This is a genomic window from Pantoea sp. SGAir0418 (assembly GCF_043529865.1).
In genome coordinates this window covers 3,397,449-3,419,742 of record NZ_CP027911.1, presented here as the reverse complement: position 1 = coordinate 3,419,742, position 22,294 = coordinate 3,397,449, and the positions used below count along the sequence as shown (strand labels likewise).

Below are 22,294 nucleotides of genomic sequence, written 5' to 3'. Positions count from 1 at the left end.
TTGATTAGGAATAATCTTAGGTTACGGCACGGCGATGACACTTTTATGTCACCGCCGGCCCGCATGCGACGCTGCGCTTACTGCGGGGCTTTTAGTGCATCGGCGACGTGGCTGATGGCGCGCACCACCTCACTGGAGCTGCCGCGAATTTCGGCAATCACTCCGCCCGCCTGCTGCGCGAGCACTACGCCCTGATCGGCACGTTTCAGGTTCGACGCGATGCCTTTCTGCGCCTTATCCGCCAGCAGGTGGTTATGCCTCACCCGATTTTCGATTTCGCTGGTGGCGCGATTGATGTTCGCCGCGAGGGTGCGCACTTCACTGGCGACCACGGCGAAGCTGCGGCCATGCTGACCGGCGCGCGCGGCTTCCACTGCCGCATTGAGCGCCAGCAGATTGGTTTGGTCGGCAATACGGCGGATACTCTCCACGATGGCGCCGATGCGATCGGAAGAGTCGCTCAGATCATTGATATCACCAGAAATACCGTGCAGTTCGCTGGCCAGCGCATTGATATTCTGCACGCTGTTCTCAATGACCGCCGCACCCTGTTGTGTGCTTTCGCTGGTGTGCAGCGCGGTTTGCCATGCCTGCTGCGCTGCTTCGCGCTCCAGCTGGTTCTTTTCCACCTGCGCGGTAACGTCGGTGGCGAACTTCACCACTTTGTACAGCTCGCCGGCGCTGTTAAACACCGGATTATAGGTGGCGCGCAGCCAGACGGTATTGCCCTGCTTATTGACGCGCTCGAACTGGCCGGAGATGTATTCACCCTGATTGAGCTTGTGCCAGAAGCGGCGATAGGCCTCGCTGGTGCGCATTTCGGGCGGACAGAACAGGCTGTGATGGCGACCGATGATCTCATCAGCGCGATAGCCCATGGTATTAAAGAAGTTATCGTTGGCCATCAGCACTTCACCTTTGAGGTTGAAGGCAATCACCGCCATCGAGCGCTCAATGGCGGTGGTCATGGCGCGCTGCTCCTGCGCATCCATGATGCGCGCGGTGATATCACTCGCCAGCTTGACGATTTTGATCACCCGGCCGTGGCGATCCTGCACTGGTACGTAGTTGGCTTCCAGCCAGATCGGACGGCTGTGCTTCGCCACGCGCAAAAACTTATCGCTGAAGCCTTCGCCGCGATTCAGACGCTGCCAGAACTCGCGATACTGCGATGACTGCACCATATCCGGCGTGCAGAACAGGCTGTGATGCTGGCCGACAATTTCTGCCAGCGTGTAGCCCATGCGCTCCAGAAACAGCGCGTTGGCGGTGAGGATGTGACCATCAGGCGTAAACTCGACCATGGCGATGGCCTCCTGCAGCGAACTGAGCGTTGCGCTGCTGTGACTGCGTTTCTGCCACGCGAGGCGCGACAGGATTCCCGATGTAATAGTGCTGAACATAGTGGACCTTATTATGGTTATGGGATGTCAGCACGGTTATCGGCGTGGGTGGCTAAAAATCCACCACTAAATAGCCCGGTTGCGCAGGTTTTTACCATCGGGTCCGGCGGTTGCTGCAAAAGGCAGCAGTCAGCTGATTTTTACCGAAAAGCGTTTGACGGTACGGCGCGAGTAAGGTTTAATGCGCCCCGTTGCCCGGATAGCTCAGTCGGTAGAGCAGGGGATTGAAAATCCCCGTGTCCGTGGTTCGATTCCGCGTCCGGGCACCATACATCGAAGCACACTGGTTAGAAGTGAGATCTCTAACGGGTGTCTAAACGAAGATGGTGTTCAAAGCAACGGTGACTGCATTGACAGATGCATCATCCAACATTGAACATAAAAATCTTCAAGAAAGGGTATCAGTTCGAGCTGATGCCCTTTTCTCGTTGGCGTAAATAATTGCAATCATTGTCGCATCTGTCAACAAAACCTCAAGTTTCGTTAGATTTACTTACCCCCTTCCAGCGATTGCCATTGATGCCGCCCATCAAAATGAGCCTTACATTTTCTCAAGCCATCCCTTTTACGCTCCACGTTGTAGTATGCACCTGTTCGCTTAGTAAAAAATTCTTAGCCAAGCCAGTCATTTGTTCATGATTCTATTTACCGACTCGCGCCTTCAAAACGTTATACGGTCATGTATTAAAAATCTTCCGGTTGCCAGAATAAGCAACCAACCTGAAGCCGGTTATTCCTGATTATGCATGGAACATATTCGGGCTCAGGGTCAAGGATCTGACATTACTAAGTGAGCGCTGTATCTAATCATGGGGCATGTCAGCAACACCTTATGCAGGTGCTGCTATTAACTTTAAATCATTCTTTTTTTGGTGAAATTGATTTTATTACTATTTTTATCAATTCAATCAAGGAAAGTTTCAGGTTCCGGTTTGGGTGTGAAAGGTCTCATAAAAAATTGCATTATTGAAGTCCTTTCTAAACGCTTCCATTTATAAAAAAAGCTAATTCCTAAACGAGTAGAGGGTTGTTCCAACCTTATTGTCCAGGGATTAATCTTTTGAGCTTTTTCAGCATAAGGCCGCATCCTGTTTTCATAACTTTCGAATGCCATTTGATAATTACTATTTCGATTCAATTCCTGAGCAAGGATGTAAGCGCCTACGATTGCAAGTGTTGTTCCCATTCCGCTTACAGGTGTAGCACAGTAAGCAGCATCACCAACAACAGCAACACGACCTTTAGACCAAGCCGGCATTTTTATTTGACCAAGATCTTCAAAGAAGATGTCATCTGATTTGTTAAGTTCCGCAAGAATACGTGGAGCTTCCCAATTATCATCTTTGAATTTACGTTTGATAAAATCATTGACTGCTGATCGTCCCTTAAGATCTATACCTCGCTCGTCGCTACGAACATAGAGATAAGCGCGAGTCGTCCTCCCTTGATCAGGGCGTAGTAAAATTGATTTTCCCCCTTGGCAGTTGCTCCAGCGTACCCAGGTTCCATCTTGAGGCTCATAGGGTATAGCAAAATATGCAGTATAAAGTCCGATATGTTTTACAGGGACCTCACCAAATATAATTTTACGGGTACGAGACCTCATTCCCTCTGCAATCAATAACAAATCAAAAGATCTAATTTGAGAGTGTTCAAAACTTACGTCAACTCCGTTTGTGCTTTCACTGATATCTGTAATGTTATCACCAAAGACATATTCAACATTATCTTCTGTTTTTCTCATAAGGAGATTTGACAGATCAGCTCTAAGGATCTCAATGTCGGTAACAAACGATTTTTTCCCACCCGCGCTAGGGTATTCAGCTTGTATCTGATTACTGCTATCTACGAATCGTAAACCCTCTTCACGCGTCATTAAGCTATGAATTTCATCCATTATTCCCATGCGGGATACTACCTCACAGCCCTCATCTCTGATATCAACGGTTTGACCTGATAGACGTAAAGTCTGGGCACGTTCGACTACCGTAACTTTATGTCCCATTTTGCTTAGCCAGAAGGCCAGAGTTGAACCAGCTATACCTGCACCACTAATAAGGATGTTTTGGCTTTTAATATTCTCGTGAAGGTTATGATGAAATTTAAATTCTGTCATTTTATACTCTATAAAATATTTAAAAGATTATATTTTCAGTTAAATGCTAAACAATAAAAAATCGCATATAACTGAGATTTGAATAAAAATTGAAGACAACACCTTTAACTGGCGTGAAAGAAATTATATATGTCTGCGATTCGCATCAAACCAAAGTGTGCAACTGCGGAAATATTTCTTTTGCGGAGGCTATACTGTAAATATATCCCGAATATGGGTTCGAGTATTTGAAGAGGGTTCTGTATGAATTCATCTCAATTAGCTATATATAGTTAAGAACCTGACGGTTTCTCTGATAATATGTGCCGAACTGAGAGTTCACCTGCACGGTGAATGGCAGATAATAGGCCTTCTCAATTTTTTATTCAACATGTCAGAGCCAATATTCATAATTATATTTTAACTAAGGTTTTTCGGTAAATCCTTGATCTTATGATCATTAGTATTTCTTTCAGCCAGAAAATTAGTCGTCTTAAAACTATACATTGTCGCTTTAGCGATGTTGAGGAGCAGTACACATAGAATTAATTCAGTTCTGGCGGTGTCCTATTGGGATCAAGTCGGTTTAAGCCAATTTTAGTGCAACACATTCATTGTCGTTTTATCCACATACATTGTCGCAATAGCGTTATTTGTGTATTAATTAATTGATTAAAGTATAAATTACGATTTTTGGCTGACTTCATTACTTAAAGAGGTCAAAAATCTACGCTACTCAGTAAATAAAAACCATTCTTATAATCATTCTCTATTCGTTCTACTTTATCCCGACGAGTGTGATTAGGAACTTGTGATTTCGGAAGAGGATATGCCCATATCCTGCCTTTAAAAGCCATTCCGGATATGCGATGCCCTCACACAAAGTTGAAGGGAGGCTGATAATCCACAATGATTTAAATGGAAATGTGTCGAATGTCTTCTGCTTGTTTTAATGTTTGCGACGCTGAGTTTTCTATATCAGGAAAACCACTTTTTCATGGTTCAAGATTGTCATTTCCTGTGGGGGCGTTCACAGGTCTTATTGGTCACAATGGGTCCGGCAAATCGACCCTGCTTAAGTTGTTAGGCCGCCATCATAAGCCAACCTCAGGAATGCTACTGCTGAACGGGAAACCTCTGGAGTCCTGGTCATCCTCCGATTTTGCTCGTCAGGTAGCTTATGTCCCGCAACAGCTACCCGCAGCTGAGGGTATGACTGTATATGAGATTGTATCTCTTGGTCGCTACCCCTGGCATGGAGCTCTGGGCCGTTTTAAAGCGACAGACCGGGCTATAGTTAATGACGCTTTAACTGCAGCAGGGTTGAACAACCTCTCTGATCGATATGTGGACTCTCTGTCAGGGGGTGAACGGCAGCGAGCATGGATTGCAATGGCTATTGCACAGGATACGCGTTGTCTTTTGCTTGATGAACCTACCTCTGCGCTTGATGTTGGTCATCAAATAGAAGTGCTTACATTGCTCAGGCAATTGTCATCCGCTAAGGGAGTAACCGTCATCGCGGTGCTGCATGATATCAACATGGCGGCTCGCTATTGTCACCACCTTGTTGCCCTCAGAAAAGGAGGAATTATTGCACAGGGCGCCCCACATGAACTTATGCAGACTGAAGTTTTGAAAGGGATCTATGGAATATTGATGGGAACTTTCTTGCACCCGAGTAAAGGGCACCCGGTCAGTTATGTCCAGTAAAAAAGTAATATCCACTTCAATTGATCCTGGCCGGCGTCATATGCTGCGTATGCTCGCTGTTACGACAATGTTCTCTCCATTTGTCGACGCTCAAATGGTAACCAGTTCACCGCACACAGATTCAGGAATTGTGGTTACAGAGTGGCTACCATTGGAGATGTTACTTACCTTAGGTGTAATGCCACTTGCTGTGGCTGAAGCTGCCAATTACCGGTCCCTCGTTCAGCAGCCGGTGTTGTCAGAAGATGTGACTGAGCTGGGTTTACGTACCGAGCCTAACCTCGAACTGATGGCTGCACTCAAGCCGGCTCTGATCGTTTATGCAGAAGGGTATGGCCCACCGCCAACACTCTACGACGCTATCGCCCCATCGATGGCCATTGCATTCAGTGATAAAAATGGTCATCCGCTTTCAACTACCTGCACTGCGCTGCTGTCTCTGGCTGCAAAAATCGGTAAAGAAAAGACTGCACGTGAAGTTCTGGCCTGGCTGGAACGGGACATAGCATCATTACGCCTGGCCGCAGCAGACAAAATCAAGCGTCCTCTGCTTTTCATGGCGTTGGTTGACGCAAGACATGCGCTGGTTTTTGGCGAAAACAGCCTTTTTATGGATGTTATGACAGGGGCAGAGATTCCGGGGGGATGGCAGGGCGAAACCAACTTCTGGGGAAGCGCGGTTGTCAGTATTGAGCGACTTGCTTCGATAGTTCATACCGATGTTATTTGTTTTACAGAGCAAAACGATGAAGCCGTCATGAATGAGTTGGCCTCAACGGCACTCTGGAAAGCTATGCCATTTGTTCGCTCCGGACAATTTCATAGGGTGCCTGGGCTCTGGTACTACGGAGGACCGCTTACTGCTTTGCGCTTCTGCCATCTTCTCAAAAGTCTTCTGAACAAAATATGAAAACCCAGCGTATAAGCATCATCTCATTATCCCTAGCCGTAGCGTTGTTGCTGGCAGGGTTTAACCTCAGCAATGTGTTACCGGTGCATGTCTGGCTTTCGGGACTGATCGCCCCTGATAACAACGTGATTTCACAGGTTCTCTTTCACGATACCCTGTTACCTCGAATAGTCATGTCGTTACTCACTGGCGCAGGCCTCGGCCTGGCTGGGCTTTTGTTTCAGCAGGTGCTACAAAACCCGCTGGCTGAACCCTCCACATTGGGAGTTGCGAACGGTGCTCAACTTGGAATGACGCTCGCCACATTGTGGGGTGGTCAACTGATTACCCCCTATGCAGGTGCGCTTTATGGTGCCATGGCCATGGGAATTTTGGTGGCCATCGTCATTCGAGGTAAAAGGCTTTCGCCGGTATCACTCATTCTGGTGGGGCTCGTCATGACACTCTATTGTAGCGCTGTCTCTCAGCTTATCGGGCTCTACTTTCATGAGAGACTACAGAGTGTACTTTTGTGGGGCACAGGATCACTAACGCAAAACGGCTGGGGAAATGTAGTCAAACTTATGCCGCAATTGCTGATTTTTTTCCTACTGTCTTTCCTGTTGATAAGGCCTCTTACGCTACTCGGCATGGACGATTCCATTTCCCGGAATCTTGGTCTGCGCCTGCATGTTGTGCGCTTCGTTTCTTTATTCATCGCTGTGTGTCTTACTGCGGCACTGGTTACAACCTCGGGGATCATTGGTTTTATCGGATTGTTTGCCCCACTTATTGCACGCTTATTCGGTGCGCGACGCTTGAACCAATTGATTGTTGCTGCGCCTTTCGTCGGTGCACTGCTTTTATTTATTTCAGATCAAGCGGTCATTCTGTTGTCGCTAATCTGGCGAGAAGTGCCGACCGGCACCGTTACGGCTCTTCTTGGTGCGCCGGCGCTATTATGGTTATTACCGCGCCTGAGAGAAAACATGCAGCCTAAGGCGCCCGTTGCGGGTGATTTTCCTGAGAAGAAAAGAAAATTAAGCACCGGGCTGGCTGTCGGGATAACTGTACTGCTTCTGCTGATAACGCTTGCTTTGTATTTAGGGCAAAACAGTTCAGGCTGGCAATGGTCTTCACAATCAACCTTGGATTTCAGGCTTCCACGTGTCGTAGCCGCGTTAGCTGCAGGAGCAATGCTTGGTCTTGCTGGCTGCCTGATCCAGCGTTTAACCGGTAATCCGATCGCCAGTCCGGAAGTTGTCGGTGTGAGCACAGGGGCCGCGGCAGGTCTGGTGATAGTTATTATGCTCGTTCCCGGAGATCTGAGCGGCTGGCTTTTACCTGCGGGTTGCCTCGGGTCTGTCATCACCTTATTCACCGTTACCACCCTTGCTGGTTACCGTAATTTTTCTGCTCAAAGGATGATGCTGGCAGGAATGGCACTTAATGCAGCCTTTATGGCTTTGTTAATGTTAATGCTGGCTGGCGGTGATCCACGTGTATCGACACTACTTACCTGGTTTGCGGGATCGACATATGGTATTTCAGCGTCAAAAGCGTGGTCAGCTTTAGCTGTTGCCGCTGCGCTGGGTCTTATTACCCCTTTATTAAGAAGGTGGCTTACGCTGCTGCCGTTAGGCGAGTCGATAGCCAGATCAGCAGGCATGCCACTAACAGCAAGCAGGCTATCCATAATGTGTGTTGCTGCAGTTCTCACTGCAACCTCCACTTTCATAGTCGGACCACTCAGCTTTGTTGGCTTAATGGCCCCCCATACAGCACGGGCGCTCGGTTACCGAAGTGCATCAGCTCAACTGGTAATATCTGCCGTAGCCGGTAGCGCCCTAATGGTTGGGTCAGACTGGTTAGGAAGAATGCTCATTTTTCCTTTTCAGCTTCCGGCTGGTCTGGTTGCTGCGTTAGTGGGGGTACCGTTCTTTTTATGGCTAATCAGGCGCGCTTAACCGCTTTCATTTAACCAAAATAGCGCGAAGGCGTGGTGCCAAACATAGAGCGGAAGGACGCGATAAAACTCGATGAAGATTCGTAACCGGCTTCCAGTGCTACCCGGGTAACGTTTTCACCATAAGCGAGCCTTTCAACGGCATACAGCATTCGATGGCGAAGCCGCCACGCACCAAATGACATGTGAGTATCTCGCGTGAACAGACGTTCAATCGTTCGACCGCTGGCACCAGCCTCCCTTGCCAGTTCATGTAATGTGGAGCGGTTGCCTGGGTCGCGCTTAAGAATCTCTACCACACGCAGGGCTCGCTCATCTGTAGGCATCATAAGATCAAGGGGGGAATTACTCAGCAATCTGATCTGATCAATCAACACATCTGCCAGACGTGACTCAGGCGATTCTGGTTTGTAATCCCATGGATGATTAGCGCAGGCGGATATCAGTTCACGTACTAAAGGCGAAACCTCAACAACCCGGCAGCGTTCTGAGTCAGGGAACGGATTGATTTCAGGTTTTATATACAAGATGCTGATGTGCGATGGTCGCTTAACCGTTAATGCATGTTTTGTGCCGCCACTGATCCACAAAGCTCGACTGGTAGGCAGTATCCACTCTCCTTCAGACGTCACCATATGTACCACCCCACGGGTAGCAAAAATCAGTTGATGACGCTGATGGCTATGCAAATCGCTGGTATAAGGCGCCGAACTTTCCGACTGGCCAACAACTGCGGACTCTGCATCATCTGGGTTTTTAACAATGTGGCGTGTTATCGACATATTTGGTCATTATAGATGAATCACACCAATGCATCCATGAGTATCATACTTACACGAAAGAATTTTAATCATGGGTAATTAAATTATGAGTCAGTCAGATGTTTCATGGAACGGCCAGAAGTCGGCCGTTTCATCCAGAGCTGAGCAAAAGCAGCTTAATTTAAGCAGAGCGAAGTGGTCAACGCGTATAGCATTTTTCATCGCGGGATTTGGCCTCTCATGCTGGGCACCTTTGGTTCCGTTTGCGCAGCAACGTATTAATGCAGACTCAGCGATGCTGGGTACGGTTTTACTTTGTCTGGGGTTAGGCGCTGTAATTGGCATGCCTACTGCAGGTGGACTTGCAGGAAAAATCGGCAGTAAAAAGATCATTATTGCAGGAGCGCTGGGCCTGATTATTGCGTTGCCATTGCTGGCGCATGTTTCGACCCCGTTGACCCTGGGACTGACTTTACTGCTGTTCGGATGCTCAATCGGTGCGATTGACGTAGCTGCCAATATCCATGGCACTGAAGTGCAAAATGCAGCTGGCAAGCCTTTAATGTCTGGCTTCCATGGATTTTACAGTATTGGTGGCTTGGCGGGCGCGAGCTTCGTCACCCTCCTGATTGCTACAGGCCTGCATATCGTCTTTGCGGCAGCAATGGCGGCAGCACTGATCCTTGTATGTATATCACTCGCTGCACGTGGATTCCTGAATACCCGTTCAGAAGAAGAACATCCGTTGTTCGTCATTCCACGCGGTAAGGTGGTTGCAATTGGCGTGCTGGCAATGATCATCTTCCTGGCGGAGGGTGCGATGCTGGACTGGGGCGCAATTTTGCTGATTCAGGTTAAGCAGGTCGCGGCGAATGTTTCAGGTATCGGATATGTGGTATTCGCGATAGCAATGGCTCTAAGCCGCTTTGTTGGTGACCGCATCGTTACACTGCTTGGCGAGAAAACTATGCTTCTGTCAGGTGTTCTTATCACTGCTGCAGGCATTTTCCTCACCGCTGAAGTGCAGTCCTTCTATGCAGTACTCGCTTCGATGGCTCTGGCCGGATTTGCTGCAGGTAACGTTGTGCCGGTGCTGTTCTCTCTTGCAGGCAGACAAAAATCTATGCCAGCTTCGCTTGCCATTGCATCAGCCAGTATCCTGGGATATCTGGGCGTATTAATGGGGCCAGCGCTGATTGGTTATGCCGCGCATTTTACGGGGCTCAAGTTGGCATTCGTATTGCTTGGAGCAATTGTATTAGTCGCGGTGAATCTGGTGTTTGCGATCATGTCCAAGAAAGGGTCCGACTAACGGTATGCCGCGGGCAACATTTTATAAGTCATTACAGCCAGATAAAGGCCCGGCATATGCCGGGCTTTCTGCGTTTTATTTTTCGGAAATCAGGGTTCAGATAATATTTTTCGGGGTTAAAAAATGAGTTACAACAAGTCTGTCACGGCAAAATCATTGGCTTTGCCTCGCACATCATTTGGTGTATTGGGTGCTATTAGCGCTGCCCACCTTCTTAACGACATGATCCAGTCGCTGATTCTGGCGCTTTACCCGTTGCTACAACCAGAATTCTCACTGAGCTTTGTGCAAATTGGATTGATCACTTTAACTTTTCAGGTGACATCATCTTTATTCCAGCCACTAATTGGGATGTTTACCGATAAACATCCGCAGCCACGTTCACTGCCGGTGGGTATGGGTTTCACTTTACTGGGCTTAGTGATGCTGGCTTTGGCTGAGTCGTACCCGGCGCTGTTGATTGCCGCAGCATTAGTGGGAACAGGATCATCTGTTTTCCATCCTGAATCCTCTCGTGTGGCCAGAATGGCGTCGGGCGGCAGGCACGGGCTGGCACAATCGCTTTTCCAGGTTGGTGGTAACCTGGGAAGTGCTTTAGGTCCACTGCTGGCAGCGGTGGTTGTCGCCCCTTATGGAAGAGGACATGTCGCATGGTTTGTGCTGGCCGCCATGCTGGCGATAGTTATTCTGTTACAGGTGAGCCGCTGGTACGCTGCACAGCATGCAGCTGCATCTAAGTCGATAACAGCTCGGGCTGTGTCCTCTCTTCCACGTAGAAAAGTGATCATCGGCATCAGCGTACTACTGGTACTGATCTTTTCTAAATTTGTTTATACAGCCAGCCTCAGCAGTTACTACACATTTTATCTAATCGAGAAATTTGGACTGCCTGTTCAGAGCGCACAGCTATATCTATTTGCTTTTCTTTTCGCCGCTGCTGCAGGAACGGTCATCGGCGGGCCGATTGGTGATCGCTTTGGACGTAAAAAAGTTATCTGGTGTTCAATCCTGGGAACTGCTCCATTCAGCCTGGCATTACCCTGGCTGAACCTCGAAATGACATGTCTTTTTTCCATCATTATCGGTCTGGTACTGTCTTCTGCGTTTTCGGCAATTCTGGTATTTGCACAGGAACTGGTGCCGGGACGGATTGGAATGATCTCCGGCTTGTTCTTCGGCTTCGCTTTCGGCATGGGCGGCTTAGGCGCAGCAGGCCTTGGCGTCGTGGCTGATTACGCTGGCATTGCTACTGTTTTCAAAATCTGCGCCTTCCTGCCCCTGGTTGGGCTTATGGCTATCTTCTTGCCCGCTAAAACAGAGCTCGCGTAATTGTTGGATAAATTGGAGGGTACCTGATGGTGCCCTTTTTCCCTCCGGCGTACCTTTTCGAGGTTCCCCAACAAAGCTCTTCCCAACGCTCTTTGTTATTTCTCACTGTGCCCACTTCATTCGTCAACCCTGTAAATCAGTCCGACGCCTTATCCCAAGGTGAACAAAAGGGGAATTTTTGACATAGACAAAGTAAACAAAAGTCCACTTTTGAAACGATAAGTTTTTAACCAAAATTATACAACTTATTGATTTTAATGCCTTTATTAAAAATGATGTGATTGGTGTCATAAGTTTTAAGTATGTTTATGTTGCTTTTTTGTGTGTTATTTATAATCCATAAAATCAAATAAAATCCATTTTATGGTTATTTATGAATATTGATGACAACGAGATACAGCGCAGTATGGCTTTTACCGAAAAGGATCATGAACACATGACATCCTACTTTCGGCTTGCTGACATGGTCGCAGACCTTATTGGATCTCACTGTGAAGTGGTATTGCACTCATTTGAAAGTCTTGATGCTTCGGTGGTGAAGATCGTAAATGGGCACCATACCAATCGTGAGGTGGGCTCGCCGATCACTGATATGGGTTTGAAAATGCTTAGGCAGTTTAATCAGACGGGTGAGGTGAATTCTCGCAGCTATTTCACGCGCAACAGAGAAGGTAAATTACTTAAATCGACAACTTGTGTAGTAGCAGGTGAAAGTCAAAAACCTATCGGTCTTTTTTGTGTGAACATTAACGTTTCAGTTCCCTTTCCTGAACTGGTTAAAACGTTAATGCCTGACCATATACTCAATGGATTACTACCTGAAAATTTCAGTTCAAATCCTCAAGAGCTAATTAATGAATCAACCTGCAGAGCGATAAGTGAGGTTGATAATGATCAAAGAATTAATAAAAAATTGCGTACTCGCGCTATTGTTTACAATCTCTATGAAAGCGGAATATTTGAACTTAAAGAGTCGGCAAATATTGTGGCAGAGAAGTTAAGTATTTCAAAAAATGCAATTTATAAATACCTGCGTGAATTTAAACTTAATAACAGTGAGAACACATAATGAATCAAAAAGAAGCTATTGCCACCTCAAATGCTCCTGAAGCTATAGGTCCCTATTCGCAGGGGATTATGTTCGGTGATCTGGTATTTACTTCAGGGCAACTACCACTGGTACCTGAAACCATGCTGTTCCCGGAAGGTGGTATCAAAGAACAGACAATACAATCGCTTGAAAACGTCAAAGCAGTCCTTGAAAAGAGTGGAGCATCGCTTAGTACCGTGATTAAAACTACGTGTTTTCTTGCTGATATAGCTGACTTCGCTGAATTCAATGAGGTATATAGTTCGTACTTTTCAGGCTCAGCAGCGCCCGCCAGGTCGTGTATAGAAGCTGCTAAATTGCCGAAAAGTGCAAAGGTTGAGATCGAGGTTATCGCTTATAAAAAGTAGCGATTATCAATTCATATCAACATTATGAGTATTTCAAAAATGTAATTCATTACCTGGAACTGGCATGAAGCCGCCATGAATAATCATCAAAAAAACAATGCATATATTGGTGTTACGACCGCTTATGTCTCATTGATTTGGACATATTAACCTACTCAAATGAAGGGCCAAGACGATGGAAATAGCAGAGGATATAAAGGCGCAGCCTAAAAAACAGCCATCACTGAATTTCGCGTTGATGACTATCGTAGTATTGATCTTATTCATTGTGGCATCAATGAGTTTACTCGGCATTCCTATTGTAACGACATTGTTTTTCTCATGGCTTATTCTGGTCCCTTTTGCGTGGAAGTTAGGTTATTCCCCTAAAGAGATTGAGAAAGACGTATATGAAATGATTAAAGTCGGTGCAGGATTATTTGCCCTGTTGTTGGCTATTGGTTGCATGATAGCCGTCTGGATCAGTGCGGGTACGGTCCCAACACTCATTTACTGGGGTTTAGAATTAATTTCTCCTAAATATTTTCTGGTAGTTGCTTTCCTGATCTCCATGCTCATTTCTCTGCCACTGGGTACAAACTGGGGAACCGTCAGTACGGTTGGTGTCGCTATGATGGGGATTGGCATGGGAATGGGTATTTCACCAGGCATTGTTGCCGGGGCAGTCGTATCAGGCTCATGTGTAGGAAATCTGGTTTCGCCAGTGGCAGATACGCCGCTGCTGACTTCCACTATCGCTGGCGTGCCATTAATGAAACATTTAAAACACATGGTAAGCGTTGCGGTTCCTGGCGTTATCATATCGGCAGCACTGTACACAGTTGTAGGTTTCTATTTTTCTGATGCTTCAATGGATGTTCAGGCAACCAATAACATGCTGTCGTCACTTGCGAGTACCTTCAATATCGGCTGGATTACACTTATCCCTCTGGCTGTTGTTATTGGTTTACTGGCCTGTAAACAATCGGCTGTAGCCGCAATCATGGTTGGCTGTTTCGTCGGATCGTTTATATCCGTGTTCTACCAAGGCCATTCATTTTCTGAGGTCGGTAATTTTCTCGCAACCGGTGTCAGCATCGAAACAGGCAATAAATTTCTTGATCCCATCCTCAACCGCGGTGGCATTTCCAGCATGCTGGAGTTGATAGGCGTTGTTGTTGCTGCATTAGGTATGGGTGGCATTCTCAAAGGCAGCGGTATCCTGGGAAAAATCATTGATTCGATGAGCAACGTAATTCATTCACGCGTCGGGTTAATTACGTCAACATTTGCCGGATGTGCGGTGTGTTCGTCTCTTGTAGCAGCTAATTATTTTTCAATGATTATGAATGCCACTCTAATGGCACCTTTATATAAAAAATTTCGTTACCGCCCAGAAAACGCCTCACGTGCAGTCAGTAACTTCACTGATTGTTTGAGCATGATGGTGCCGTGGAGCCTGAACGGTACGTTTATCGCTGCAACGTTGGGTGTCCCGCTTATCGCTATTATCCCGTTCATGTTCTTCAACATCACCATGATTGTGCTTGAGCTGGTTTATGGCTTATGCGGCATAAGTCTTAATAAATATTCAGATGAAGAATTTGAAGAAGTTAATGATCAGCAGGGAAGCAGCCTAAAAGAGATTTCACATAGTTAAGAGGAATGAGCATGAGCAGTAATTTTGATGAGGTTATCGACCGCCGGAATACATCCGCTTATAAATTGCGAGATTGTAAAGACAGCAATACTGTTGCGCTGGGTCTGGCTGATATGGATTTTCGTACAGCCGAACCTGTTGTTAAGGCGGTCACAAACGCCGCAAACTTTAGCCTTTATGGATATGTGCAGCCAGCTGGTGATTATTTCGATTCTTTTATCGAGTGGTCTAAGAAGCATTATCGCTGGGATATCGAGCGCGAATGGATTAGCTATACACCAGGCGTGATTGCTGGAATTGGTGGTGCCGTGCGGGTGCTAACGGAACCTGGCGATGAAGTGATCTTTCAAACGCCTGCGTTTTCGTTGTTTACCGAACTTACCGTTTCTAACGGAAGAGTTCCAGCGCATAACCCAATGTTATACCGCGATGGGAAATACAGCATTGATTTCGACGATCTGGAAGTCAAAGCTCAATCCCCCCGGGCGAAAATGCTTATATTATGCAATCCACATAATCCAACCTGTCGGGTGCTCACAGAAGATGAGCTGCTTCGTATAGGCGAAATTTGTCTTAGAAATAATATAGTTATTGTTTCCGACGAAGTTCATTGCGACATGATATTTGGCAACAGGAAGCACATAAGTATCGCCTCATTAAGTGACGCATTACTGCAAAACACGATAACCTGCATGTCTCCAACCAAAACTTTCAACATGGCGGGTCTGCAGATCTCGGTTAATGTGATTGCGAATCCCGAACTCAGAAAGAAGTTTGAACTGGACTGCTTGTCGCGCGACAGTAAACGGCCCAATATTTTTGGCATGATTGGTTTTGCGGCAGCCTACAAAGAAGGCCATCAGTGGCTGGATGAAGTGCGCACCTATATCAGAAGCAACATTGATTTTGCCGAATGTTATCTACAGGAACATGCGCCTTTATTGAAGATGATTGACTGCGAAGGCACTTATCTGATGTGGATTGAATGTTCTGCTTTAGGGCTGAAAGGCAAGGCACTGGGCGATTTCTTCATAAACGAGGCCAATGTCCTGGTGGTTTCCGGAAACGGTTTTGTCGACAATGCCGATGCGTTTATCAGACTTAATCCGGCCTGCCCGCGTAGCGTTTTGACCGAGGGGTTAAAGCGGATCTGTGCAGCTGTGAAGGGAAAAATGAACCAGATTCAGGGTTAATGCAAAGAGAAACATAACAAAAACAGCACTGGCCCGATGATCTTGGGGGCAGTGCTGTTGGGTTTATGGTTTAAAAGCAAATGATGCGAGATTACTCAGCGTTATCACGGTGATCAGCTTCACCTGATTTCCAGTAAGCCGTAATAGTAGTGTCTTTCCTGCTTCGGCCAAATGTCTGAAAAAGATGTTTTCGCAGCGGGATGACCACACTGTGCTCTCCAGCTCCCCAAACATGATCAGGGCTGTTGTTCTGAATCCAGGATGTAACCTGAGCTGCCAAATCCTCATCACCTTTGAGCCAATTCAGCGATAAAGCAGCGAGGGTATGAGGCGGAGCATAAGAGGCCTCTGTCTCTTTCACAATGAAAACCTGAACAGTGACGTTTTCGTCTAACGCTTCGATGATCCCAAAAATTCCCGGTATTGCCGTTTCATCGCCAAACAAGAGCAATGACTGGATGCCTTTTAAAGCGATACCTTCACGAGGACCAGCGATTCTGATGATATCGCCTTCCTTAGCAGATCGGCTCCAGCTGGCCGCCGGGCCTTCACCGTGTTGAACAAAGTCCAGAACCAACTCATTGATTACAGGACAAATACGTCGAATAGTATAGGCGCGCCCCGGTCCTTCAGGTTCATTAGGTGGAGTAAAAAATACTTTTACCCATGCCGCCGGTAGCGCTTCTGCGAATGCTGCAACAGATTCACCGGTAAGACAGATGCGTTTCATACGCGGGTTAATATCGCTCACGTGGCTGACATGTACCGCTCGGAGCTGTCGGGTTTGCTGTTTATCCATGTTCAACATCTTTTAATGAGTGATTCGTCTGCCAATACCAGAAGGCGCTGTAACGTTTAAAACGTTTAGCATCACGTCCCGGGTTTGGTTAAGGTGTTCAGTGAGGATAGATACTGCACCTTCTGCATCACCATCAAGTATGGCCTGGAGCAGTTCGTTATGGTCTGTATTGCGCTCCCCCTGGTCAGGAACAACCGGTAGCAGGACGCGCTGATAAATCAGGTAAGCTTCTGCGAGTTGTTTAATCATGAGGAACAGCCATTTACTGCCACAGTTCTCCATCATGATAAAGTTGAAATCCTCATGTCGGCTATGCCAGTCGGGATTGAGCTTGTCCGGGCTTTCGGGCAGTGTTTGCGGTGTGTGAATCAGACGATGATTGGAAGCGATTAGACGTCCCTGCCACTCAATGTCACCGGAAGCAATTGCCTTACGCAGCGCAATACTTTCAAACGTGACCCTTTGCTCAGTGAGATCGATAAGCTCGTCCTGATAAAGGCCTCGCACGCTGAATCCCTGCTGCGGAGCCACCTCTACCAAAAGTTCTCCGGTCAATCTGTTTAGTGCTTCACGCACCACATTAAGACTAACGTCAAAGCGACCAGCGAGTTCAGAGATTTTGAGTTTCCTACCCGGAACGAGCTGTCCCGTGAGTATCAACTCCCGTAGAGATGCATAAATCGTCTCGTTTAACGATTTTCCTTCTTTTGAGCTTTTCATAATCCCTCTCCAGGAATGTTCATTATTTTCATGAGCTTGAAAACAGTTTGAACGATTTTGATTACATAATAGCACAGCATCTGTAAGAAGGATATTCATACGAAATATCTATGATGTCACAAAAAATCCATTTTCTTCTTCATAAATCATTTTTGTTGCGTATTATTGATTTCAGACCCACATGAGCACGCCAGGAGTTTTTATGTACGTGACAGTGAAGAAGTCCTCATTTGAATTTGAAGGAATAGAAGCAGGCTACTATTACGCTGATATTGGCAAGGGTTCAGCAGGCAGAAAAACATTATTACTCATACATGGTTCAGGACCTGGAGCATCCAGTTTGGGTAACTGGGGACGTATTCTCGAACCATTAGGCGAGAATTTTAATGTATACGCTCTTGATCTTATTGGCTTCGGCATTAGCAATCGTAAAGCTGAAAAACCCTATTTCGATTTTGAGATGTGGATTCGACAGGCTAAAGCCATGATCGATGTCATCGGTGTAAATGAAATAGGATTAATTGGTCATTCAATTTCTGCTGCTATTGCGCTGAATGTTGCCGCAAGCGACTCCCGCGTTAAGGCGGTATTGACGACTGGCGCGATTGGTGCACCTTTTAAAGCGTCTGAAGCAACGCAGCGAATCTGGCGCTGCCCAAAAAATCGCGATGAACTCATTTCTACACTTAGTACTCTTATCCACGATAAATCAGTTATCGATAATGACTACATAAGCGCGCGGGAACCCGTTGTGTTCCAGGAAGGATATGCAGAATATTTTGATGAAATGTTCACCGGTGAACCGCAACAGTATGTTGAAAAAACGACTCTTAGTAAAGAGACGCTCTCAGCGATTAAATGCCCGGTGATCATGTTACATGGCCGTGAAGATATTCCTTTTCCTGCAAGTAGCTCTGAGATACTTGCAAAAAATATCAGATATGCTGATTTACAGATTCTGAATAATTGCTCTCACTCAGTGGTGTTGGAAAGGAATGATGCTTTTATGGCTGCAGTGAAACAACTTTTTTAATTCACTGCATCTTGAAGCAGGAGGTTATAACGGCATCGGACGCCTTTATTTAAATCAATTAATAACAAGTATCTTTCAATTGGAAGATGATTGACTTGTTATGTCTGTAAGAAAGGCGAATTTTGCTTTTAACAGAATCGATAAAAGTTCTGGTTGGATATTAAGTCATTCTTTCATTACACAGGTTTTTTCTCCAGAAGTTAATAACCTGGCCTTTATAAGTATTGAACGAGGGAATTAAAATGAGCTGGCTTTCGAGATTCAATAAAAAAGCGTTACCGTTAAAGTCTTCCTGTTTACTGGCATCAATTATTTTTAGTTTTGCAGCACATGCAGAAGAAGATCGTCTGGTTGGAATAATTCCTGAAATGAAAGTGGAGAAGCCCTTTAAACTGGGTGTCACCGTAGTTCATCTTAACGATGATTTTTATAAAGGGATTATTTACGGTATTACTGACGAAGCCAAACGTACTGGTGTCGATGTCGTCCAGGTATCGGTTGCTGGAGCCTACGGCAATGTCCGTGAACAGTTTGCCCAACTCGAAGCGTTTAAGAGCATGGGTACTGATGTAGCCGTTCTGGCACCGGCGGCATTTAATGGGTTTGATCCTATTATCAAGTCATTGAAGTCCAGTGGCATGAAAGTGGCCGCTGTAGGCATTCCCGTGAACAGTAAGAACATTGATTTCGGGGTGCTACAGGATGATACCCACATCGGCAGTCTGATGGCGGATGCAGTTTGTAAATCGCCAGAGAAATCTAAAAATGTGGCTATGATTCCCGGCCCCGCAGGGGCTGAGTGGGTTCGATTGCGTTATGAAGGTTTCAAAGCAGAAGCTAAGAAGTGCGCTACTCCAGTTGAATTAGTTGAAACGGGTTTTGGCGGTAATATCGATCTTCAGGAAGGGTTAACCAAGGCTTCTGATCTACTGTTGCGCAACCCAAATATCAATTTTATTTATACACCGCAAATAACACTGGGCATGGGGGCCGCGCAGGCGGTGCGCCAGCAAAACCGTCAGGCGCCGGTAGTGAGCTCCGCGATGGTTAAGAGTGCGGCGCCTATGATCATAGACGGAAGATTACTGGCCGTAGTGTCTGAGCCGGGCATCATTATGGGACGCCTGATCGTGCAGTACGCTATACGGGCAATGGAAAATAAACCGATGCCTGACCTAGCAGCTCCTGGAACAGACGGTCTCAACTATCCCCACTTCAATGTTCCCAACAAAGTCATTGATAAATCCAATGTCTCGACACATCCCTTTGAGACATATGAAATTGTTCCTGAAGATTGGAAAATTCCGTCGATGCAATAGCACGTTTTGAGGAGTTCATCATGCAGAAGATTCAGGCGGATATTGCATCAGAGAGCAACGCGCCATCACCACTGTTGCGAGTTAGTGGATTAAGTAAGCGTTTCGGTGCAACGCAGGCGCTGAAAAATGTCTCGATTCAGTTTCAGGCGGGTGAAATACATTGTGTTTTAGGTGAAAACGGTGCGGGGAAATCAACGATCGGCAAAATCATCAGCGGGCTGTATTCAGCTGATGAAGGCGTTATTTGGTATGCCGATGAGCAAGTTTCATTTAGCAGTTCCCGCGAAGCCCGTCATGCGGGCGTAGTGATGGTTTATCAGGAATTATCTCTCGCGCCGAGCTTGTCAGTTCGGGCCAACCTGTGGTTGGGTTCTGAGAACGGGAAGACTCTGCTTTCCCTGACCCGCAGGCAGGTAGAAACGAAAAGAGTGCGTGAAGTACTTTCCCAGCTGGGCCTGGATGAGCTGGATATTGAACGTCCGGTTAGTGCATACCCGGTTGCTATTCAGCAGCTCATTGAGATCGGTAAGTCTCTCATGTCCCATCCACGCGTCATTATCTTTGACGAGCCCACAGCTATGCTTGGCGCGGTGGAAAAAGAAAACTTTTTTAACGTACTGAGAAGATTACGTACTGCTGGTATCGCCTCTGTGCTGGTTACACATCACATTGATGACGTTGTTGCAGTAAGCGATCGTGTCACCATTATGCGTAATGGCCAGGTCGTTGATGCATTTCCGATGAACAGTGATATCACCGGCGACTTAATTGTGACGCGTTTAACCGGCAAGAAGCCGGAAAACCTTTTTATTCATGGAAGAGGATGCAACACCTATGCACCTCTTATTGATATCGAAAATGTACCTAAAGCCAGTGGCGGTCGTGGGGTATTCACTATCGGGCGGGGAGAGATTGTCGGCATCTACGGGGTAGTCGGCTGTGGTGGAGACGTTTTGCTGCAGCAGCTGGTTGGTTTCATACCCGGTAAGGCGCATGACGGCATTTCCTTCCGGATGGAAGGTCAGCGCTGGAAGCCGAGCGGTGTCTCTGAAGCCTTACGTCACGGGGTCGCGTGGCTTCCTGCAGGCAGAGCGAGCAATTGCGTTTATGCGTCGTTGACCATCAGTGAAAATCTCATGATAACGCAGCTCAAACAATATACCCGCTGCGGCATGTTAAATACGCGTCAGACTGAGATGAAATCGGATGAGCTATTGAAGCAATCCGGCGTCAAGTATGGCAGTAAGCAGGATCTGCTAACCAGCCTCAGCGGGGGTAATCAGCAGAAGGTTCTGCTCACCAGAGCCATGGCATGTGCCCAAAAAATTCTGGTGCTGGAAGAGCCCACGGCAGGAGTAGATATTGATGCGAAGCATGAAATTCATCAACGAATTCGTGCGCTTGCGTCATCAGGTGTTTCTGTGTTGATGCTTTCAAGTGACCTGGCCGAAACCATGATGTTAAGCGATACAGTGTGGACCATGTTTCACGGCAGCATTGTAAAAACTTACTCTGCCCCGGATGAAAATGACAAAGCTTCCATAATTGCAGATGTCGTGGGCCAGAAAGAAACCGAGGTTACAACCCGCTTTCATTCAGAGAATGAACAGGAGTTTGTGTCATGACTACAAGCAAAGAAATGGGCTTTATATCTACAGAAAAGATGATGAAAAATAGATATTTTTCACTTTCTGACTGGATGCTTCCTCTCCTGGTGGTGTTGACTGCGGCAGTCGCTGGCTTCATCCAGCCGCGCTTCTTTACCGTGAGTAATGCGGTCAATCTTGCATGCCAGCTGGCGCCTTTATTGATTATTTCGCTTGGTCAGGCTGTGGCAGTAATAAGAGGTGGTCTCGATCTCTCTTTATCGTCAGCGATGTCTCTTGCCGGTGTCGCGGGTATCATGATCATGAATCAGTACGGAATAGCAGCAGGTTTACTGGCCATGTTGATTACCGGAACGATGACCGGAGCGGTATCGGGTTTTATTATCGCTTTCTTCAAAACGTCCCCTTTGGTGATAACACTTGGCATGCTCTCGGTGGCGCAAGCTATCGCGCTGATTTTATCGGGTGGTGTGCCGATTTATGATGTTCCTGCTGCCTATGTTCAGGCAGTTGGCTACGACACATTATTAGGCCTGCCAATGTTGGTATGGATAGCGGTCGCGCTAACGGTAATGGTCGCGGTGTTGCTGAAATTTACGCTGTTTGGCCGCTATGTATATGCAATCGGATCGAACGTGTCGGCGGCATCAAAATCAGGCATTAACGTGCGCTTCGTAACAGTCTTGGTTTACATGGTGAGCGGATTCTGTGCCGGTACTGGCGCAATTGTGCTTACTGCCTGGACAAGTTCAGCGCAGCCTATCGCAGCAGCTAACCTGACATTGCAATCACTTGCAGCAGTGGTATTAGGCGGCGTCGCGCTTGCTGGCGGGGCAGGCAATATCAGGCAGGTAATCACCGGTGTCGTGGTTCTCACGCTATTGTCGAATGTAATGAACATGATTGGTGTATCGGCCTATTACCAGACACTTGCGGTAGGAATAGTCATCATTCTGGCTGTAGTCCTTGACCGCTTACGTCGCCGGGGCACAGAAAATTAATTAGTGTTTTGATGGTAATTTTCATTAAATACCGGCTCTGAATCTTTGTAGCAAAGT

At 46.8% G+C, this 22,294-nt stretch carries 18 protein-coding genes and 1 tRNA gene; 14 read left to right on the top strand and 5 right to left on the bottom strand.

Features of this window, described 5'->3' with window-relative positions; genetic code table 11:
- Nucleotides 1-77: 77 nt before the first annotated feature.
- Entirely contained in the window at nucleotides 78-1,403 is a 1,326-nt protein-coding gene (locus C1N84_RS16010) for a methyl-accepting chemotaxis protein (RefSeq protein ID WP_264441668.1), read from the bottom strand.
- Between the two features lie 193 nt (nucleotides 1,404-1,596).
- Between C1N84_RS16010 and C1N84_RS16005 the strand changes: the two genes are divergently transcribed.
- Nucleotides 1,597-1,672: transfer RNA gene (locus C1N84_RS16005), tRNA-Phe, on the top strand.
- Nucleotides 1,673-2,307: 635 nt separating this feature from the next.
- On the opposite strand, the gene C1N84_RS16000 is transcribed toward C1N84_RS16005, so the two are convergent.
- Nucleotides 2,308-3,519 (bottom strand): FAD-dependent monooxygenase, encoded by a 1,212-nt coding sequence (locus C1N84_RS16000; RefSeq protein WP_264441667.1) that lies wholly within the window; start codon nucleotides 3,517-3,519, stop codon nucleotides 2,308-2,310.
- Nucleotides 3,520-4,431: 912 nt separating this feature from the next.
- On the opposite strand from C1N84_RS16000, the gene C1N84_RS15995 reads away from it, so the two are divergent.
- From C1N84_RS15995 to fhuB, 3 genes are read left to right on the top strand one after another with little or no spacing between them, the layout of a single operon-like run.
- Nucleotides 4,432-5,211: an ATP-binding cassette domain-containing protein gene (locus C1N84_RS15995; RefSeq protein ID WP_374754028.1), complete on the top strand. Its 780-nt coding sequence runs from the start codon at nucleotides 4,432-4,434 to the stop codon at nucleotides 5,209-5,211.
- The gene (gene fhuD / locus C1N84_RS15990) at nucleotides 5,201-6,121 is read left to right on the top strand and encodes a Fe(3+)-hydroxamate ABC transporter substrate-binding protein FhuD (RefSeq protein WP_264441666.1); all 921 of its coding nucleotides are present in this window, start codon (nucleotides 5,201-5,203) and stop codon (nucleotides 6,119-6,121) included. The genes C1N84_RS15995 and fhuD overlap by 11 nt, the downstream gene beginning before the upstream one ends.
- Nucleotides 6,118-8,067: a Fe(3+)-hydroxamate ABC transporter permease FhuB gene (gene fhuB, locus C1N84_RS15985; RefSeq protein ID WP_058959217.1), complete on the top strand. Its 1,950-nt coding sequence runs from the start codon at nucleotides 6,118-6,120 to the stop codon at nucleotides 8,065-8,067. The genes fhuD and fhuB overlap by 4 nt, the downstream gene beginning before the upstream one ends.
- Nucleotides 8,068-8,077: 10 nt before the next feature.
- On the opposite strand, the gene C1N84_RS15980 is transcribed toward fhuB, so the two are convergent.
- A complete protein-coding gene (locus tag C1N84_RS15980; protein ID WP_072226472.1) occupies nucleotides 8,078-8,848 on the bottom strand; it encodes an AraC family transcriptional regulator in 771 nt (256 codons plus the stop codon).
- Nucleotides 8,849-8,933: 85 nt separating this feature from the next.
- On the opposite strand from C1N84_RS15980, the gene C1N84_RS15975 reads away from it, so the two are divergent.
- The 6 genes from C1N84_RS15975 to C1N84_RS15950 all read left to right on the top strand — a co-directional run bounded on the left by C1N84_RS15975 (nucleotide 8,934) and on the right by C1N84_RS15950 (nucleotide 15,758).
- Nucleotides 8,934-10,139 (top strand): MFS transporter, encoded by a 1,206-nt coding sequence (locus C1N84_RS15975; protein WP_072226474.1) that lies wholly within the window; start codon nucleotides 8,934-8,936, stop codon nucleotides 10,137-10,139.
- A gap of 123 nt (nucleotides 10,140-10,262) precedes the next feature.
- The gene (locus C1N84_RS15970) at nucleotides 10,263-11,468 is read left to right on the top strand and encodes an MFS transporter (protein ID WP_058959219.1); all 1,206 of its coding nucleotides are present in this window, start codon (nucleotides 10,263-10,265) and stop codon (nucleotides 11,466-11,468) included.
- Nucleotides 11,469-11,841: 373 nt separating this feature from the next.
- Nucleotides 11,842-12,537, top strand: a complete 696-nt coding sequence (locus C1N84_RS15965; RefSeq protein ID WP_264441665.1) for a helix-turn-helix transcriptional regulator — start codon at nucleotides 11,842-11,844, stop codon at nucleotides 12,535-12,537.
- On the top strand, nucleotides 12,537-12,926 hold the full coding sequence (locus tag C1N84_RS15960; protein ID WP_058959221.1) for a RidA family protein: 390 nt from the start codon (nucleotides 12,537-12,539) through the stop codon (nucleotides 12,924-12,926). The genes C1N84_RS15965 and C1N84_RS15960 overlap by 1 nt, the downstream gene beginning before the upstream one ends.
- A gap of 175 nt (nucleotides 12,927-13,101) precedes the next feature.
- Complete coding sequence (locus tag C1N84_RS15955) at nucleotides 13,102-14,565, top strand: Na+/H+ antiporter NhaC family protein (protein ID WP_058959222.1); 1,464 nt, start codon at nucleotides 13,102-13,104, stop codon at nucleotides 14,563-14,565.
- 11 nt (nucleotides 14,566-14,576) lie between these two features.
- On the top strand, nucleotides 14,577-15,758 hold the full coding sequence (locus C1N84_RS15950; protein WP_264441663.1) for a MalY/PatB family protein: 1,182 nt from the start codon (nucleotides 14,577-14,579) through the stop codon (nucleotides 15,756-15,758).
- Between the two features lie 91 nt (nucleotides 15,759-15,849).
- On the opposite strand, the gene C1N84_RS15945 is transcribed toward C1N84_RS15950, so the two are convergent.
- Both C1N84_RS15945 and C1N84_RS15940 read right to left on the bottom strand, forming a co-directional pair.
- Entirely contained in the window at nucleotides 15,850-16,557 is a 708-nt protein-coding gene (locus tag C1N84_RS15945; protein ID WP_167347089.1) for a siderophore-interacting protein, read from the bottom strand.
- Between the two features lie 12 nt (nucleotides 16,558-16,569).
- Nucleotides 16,570-17,277 (bottom strand): GntR family transcriptional regulator, encoded by a 708-nt coding sequence (locus C1N84_RS15940; protein ID WP_058959225.1) that lies wholly within the window; start codon nucleotides 17,275-17,277, stop codon nucleotides 16,570-16,572.
- A gap of 202 nt (nucleotides 17,278-17,479) precedes the next feature.
- Between C1N84_RS15940 and C1N84_RS15935 the strand changes: the two genes are divergently transcribed.
- The 4 genes from C1N84_RS15935 to C1N84_RS15920 all read left to right on the top strand — a co-directional run bounded on the left by C1N84_RS15935 (nucleotide 17,480) and on the right by C1N84_RS15920 (nucleotide 22,237).
- Complete coding sequence (locus C1N84_RS15935; RefSeq protein WP_058959226.1) at nucleotides 17,480-18,310, top strand: alpha/beta fold hydrolase; 831 nt, start codon at nucleotides 17,480-17,482, stop codon at nucleotides 18,308-18,310.
- A 242-nt stretch (nucleotides 18,311-18,552) separates the two neighbouring features.
- Nucleotides 18,553-19,629 (top strand): substrate-binding domain-containing protein, encoded by a 1,077-nt coding sequence (locus C1N84_RS15930; RefSeq protein WP_264441662.1) that lies wholly within the window; start codon nucleotides 18,553-18,555, stop codon nucleotides 19,627-19,629.
- Between the two features lie 20 nt (nucleotides 19,630-19,649).
- On the top strand, nucleotides 19,650-21,254 hold the full coding sequence (locus C1N84_RS15925; RefSeq protein ID WP_058959228.1) for a sugar ABC transporter ATP-binding protein: 1,605 nt from the start codon (nucleotides 19,650-19,652) through the stop codon (nucleotides 21,252-21,254).
- Nucleotides 21,251-22,237, top strand: coding sequence for an ABC transporter permease (locus C1N84_RS15920; protein ID WP_082678089.1), 987 nt, complete (start codon nucleotides 21,251-21,253; stop codon nucleotides 22,235-22,237). The genes C1N84_RS15925 and C1N84_RS15920 overlap by 4 nt, the downstream gene beginning before the upstream one ends.
- Nucleotides 22,238-22,294: the final 57 nt, after the last annotated feature.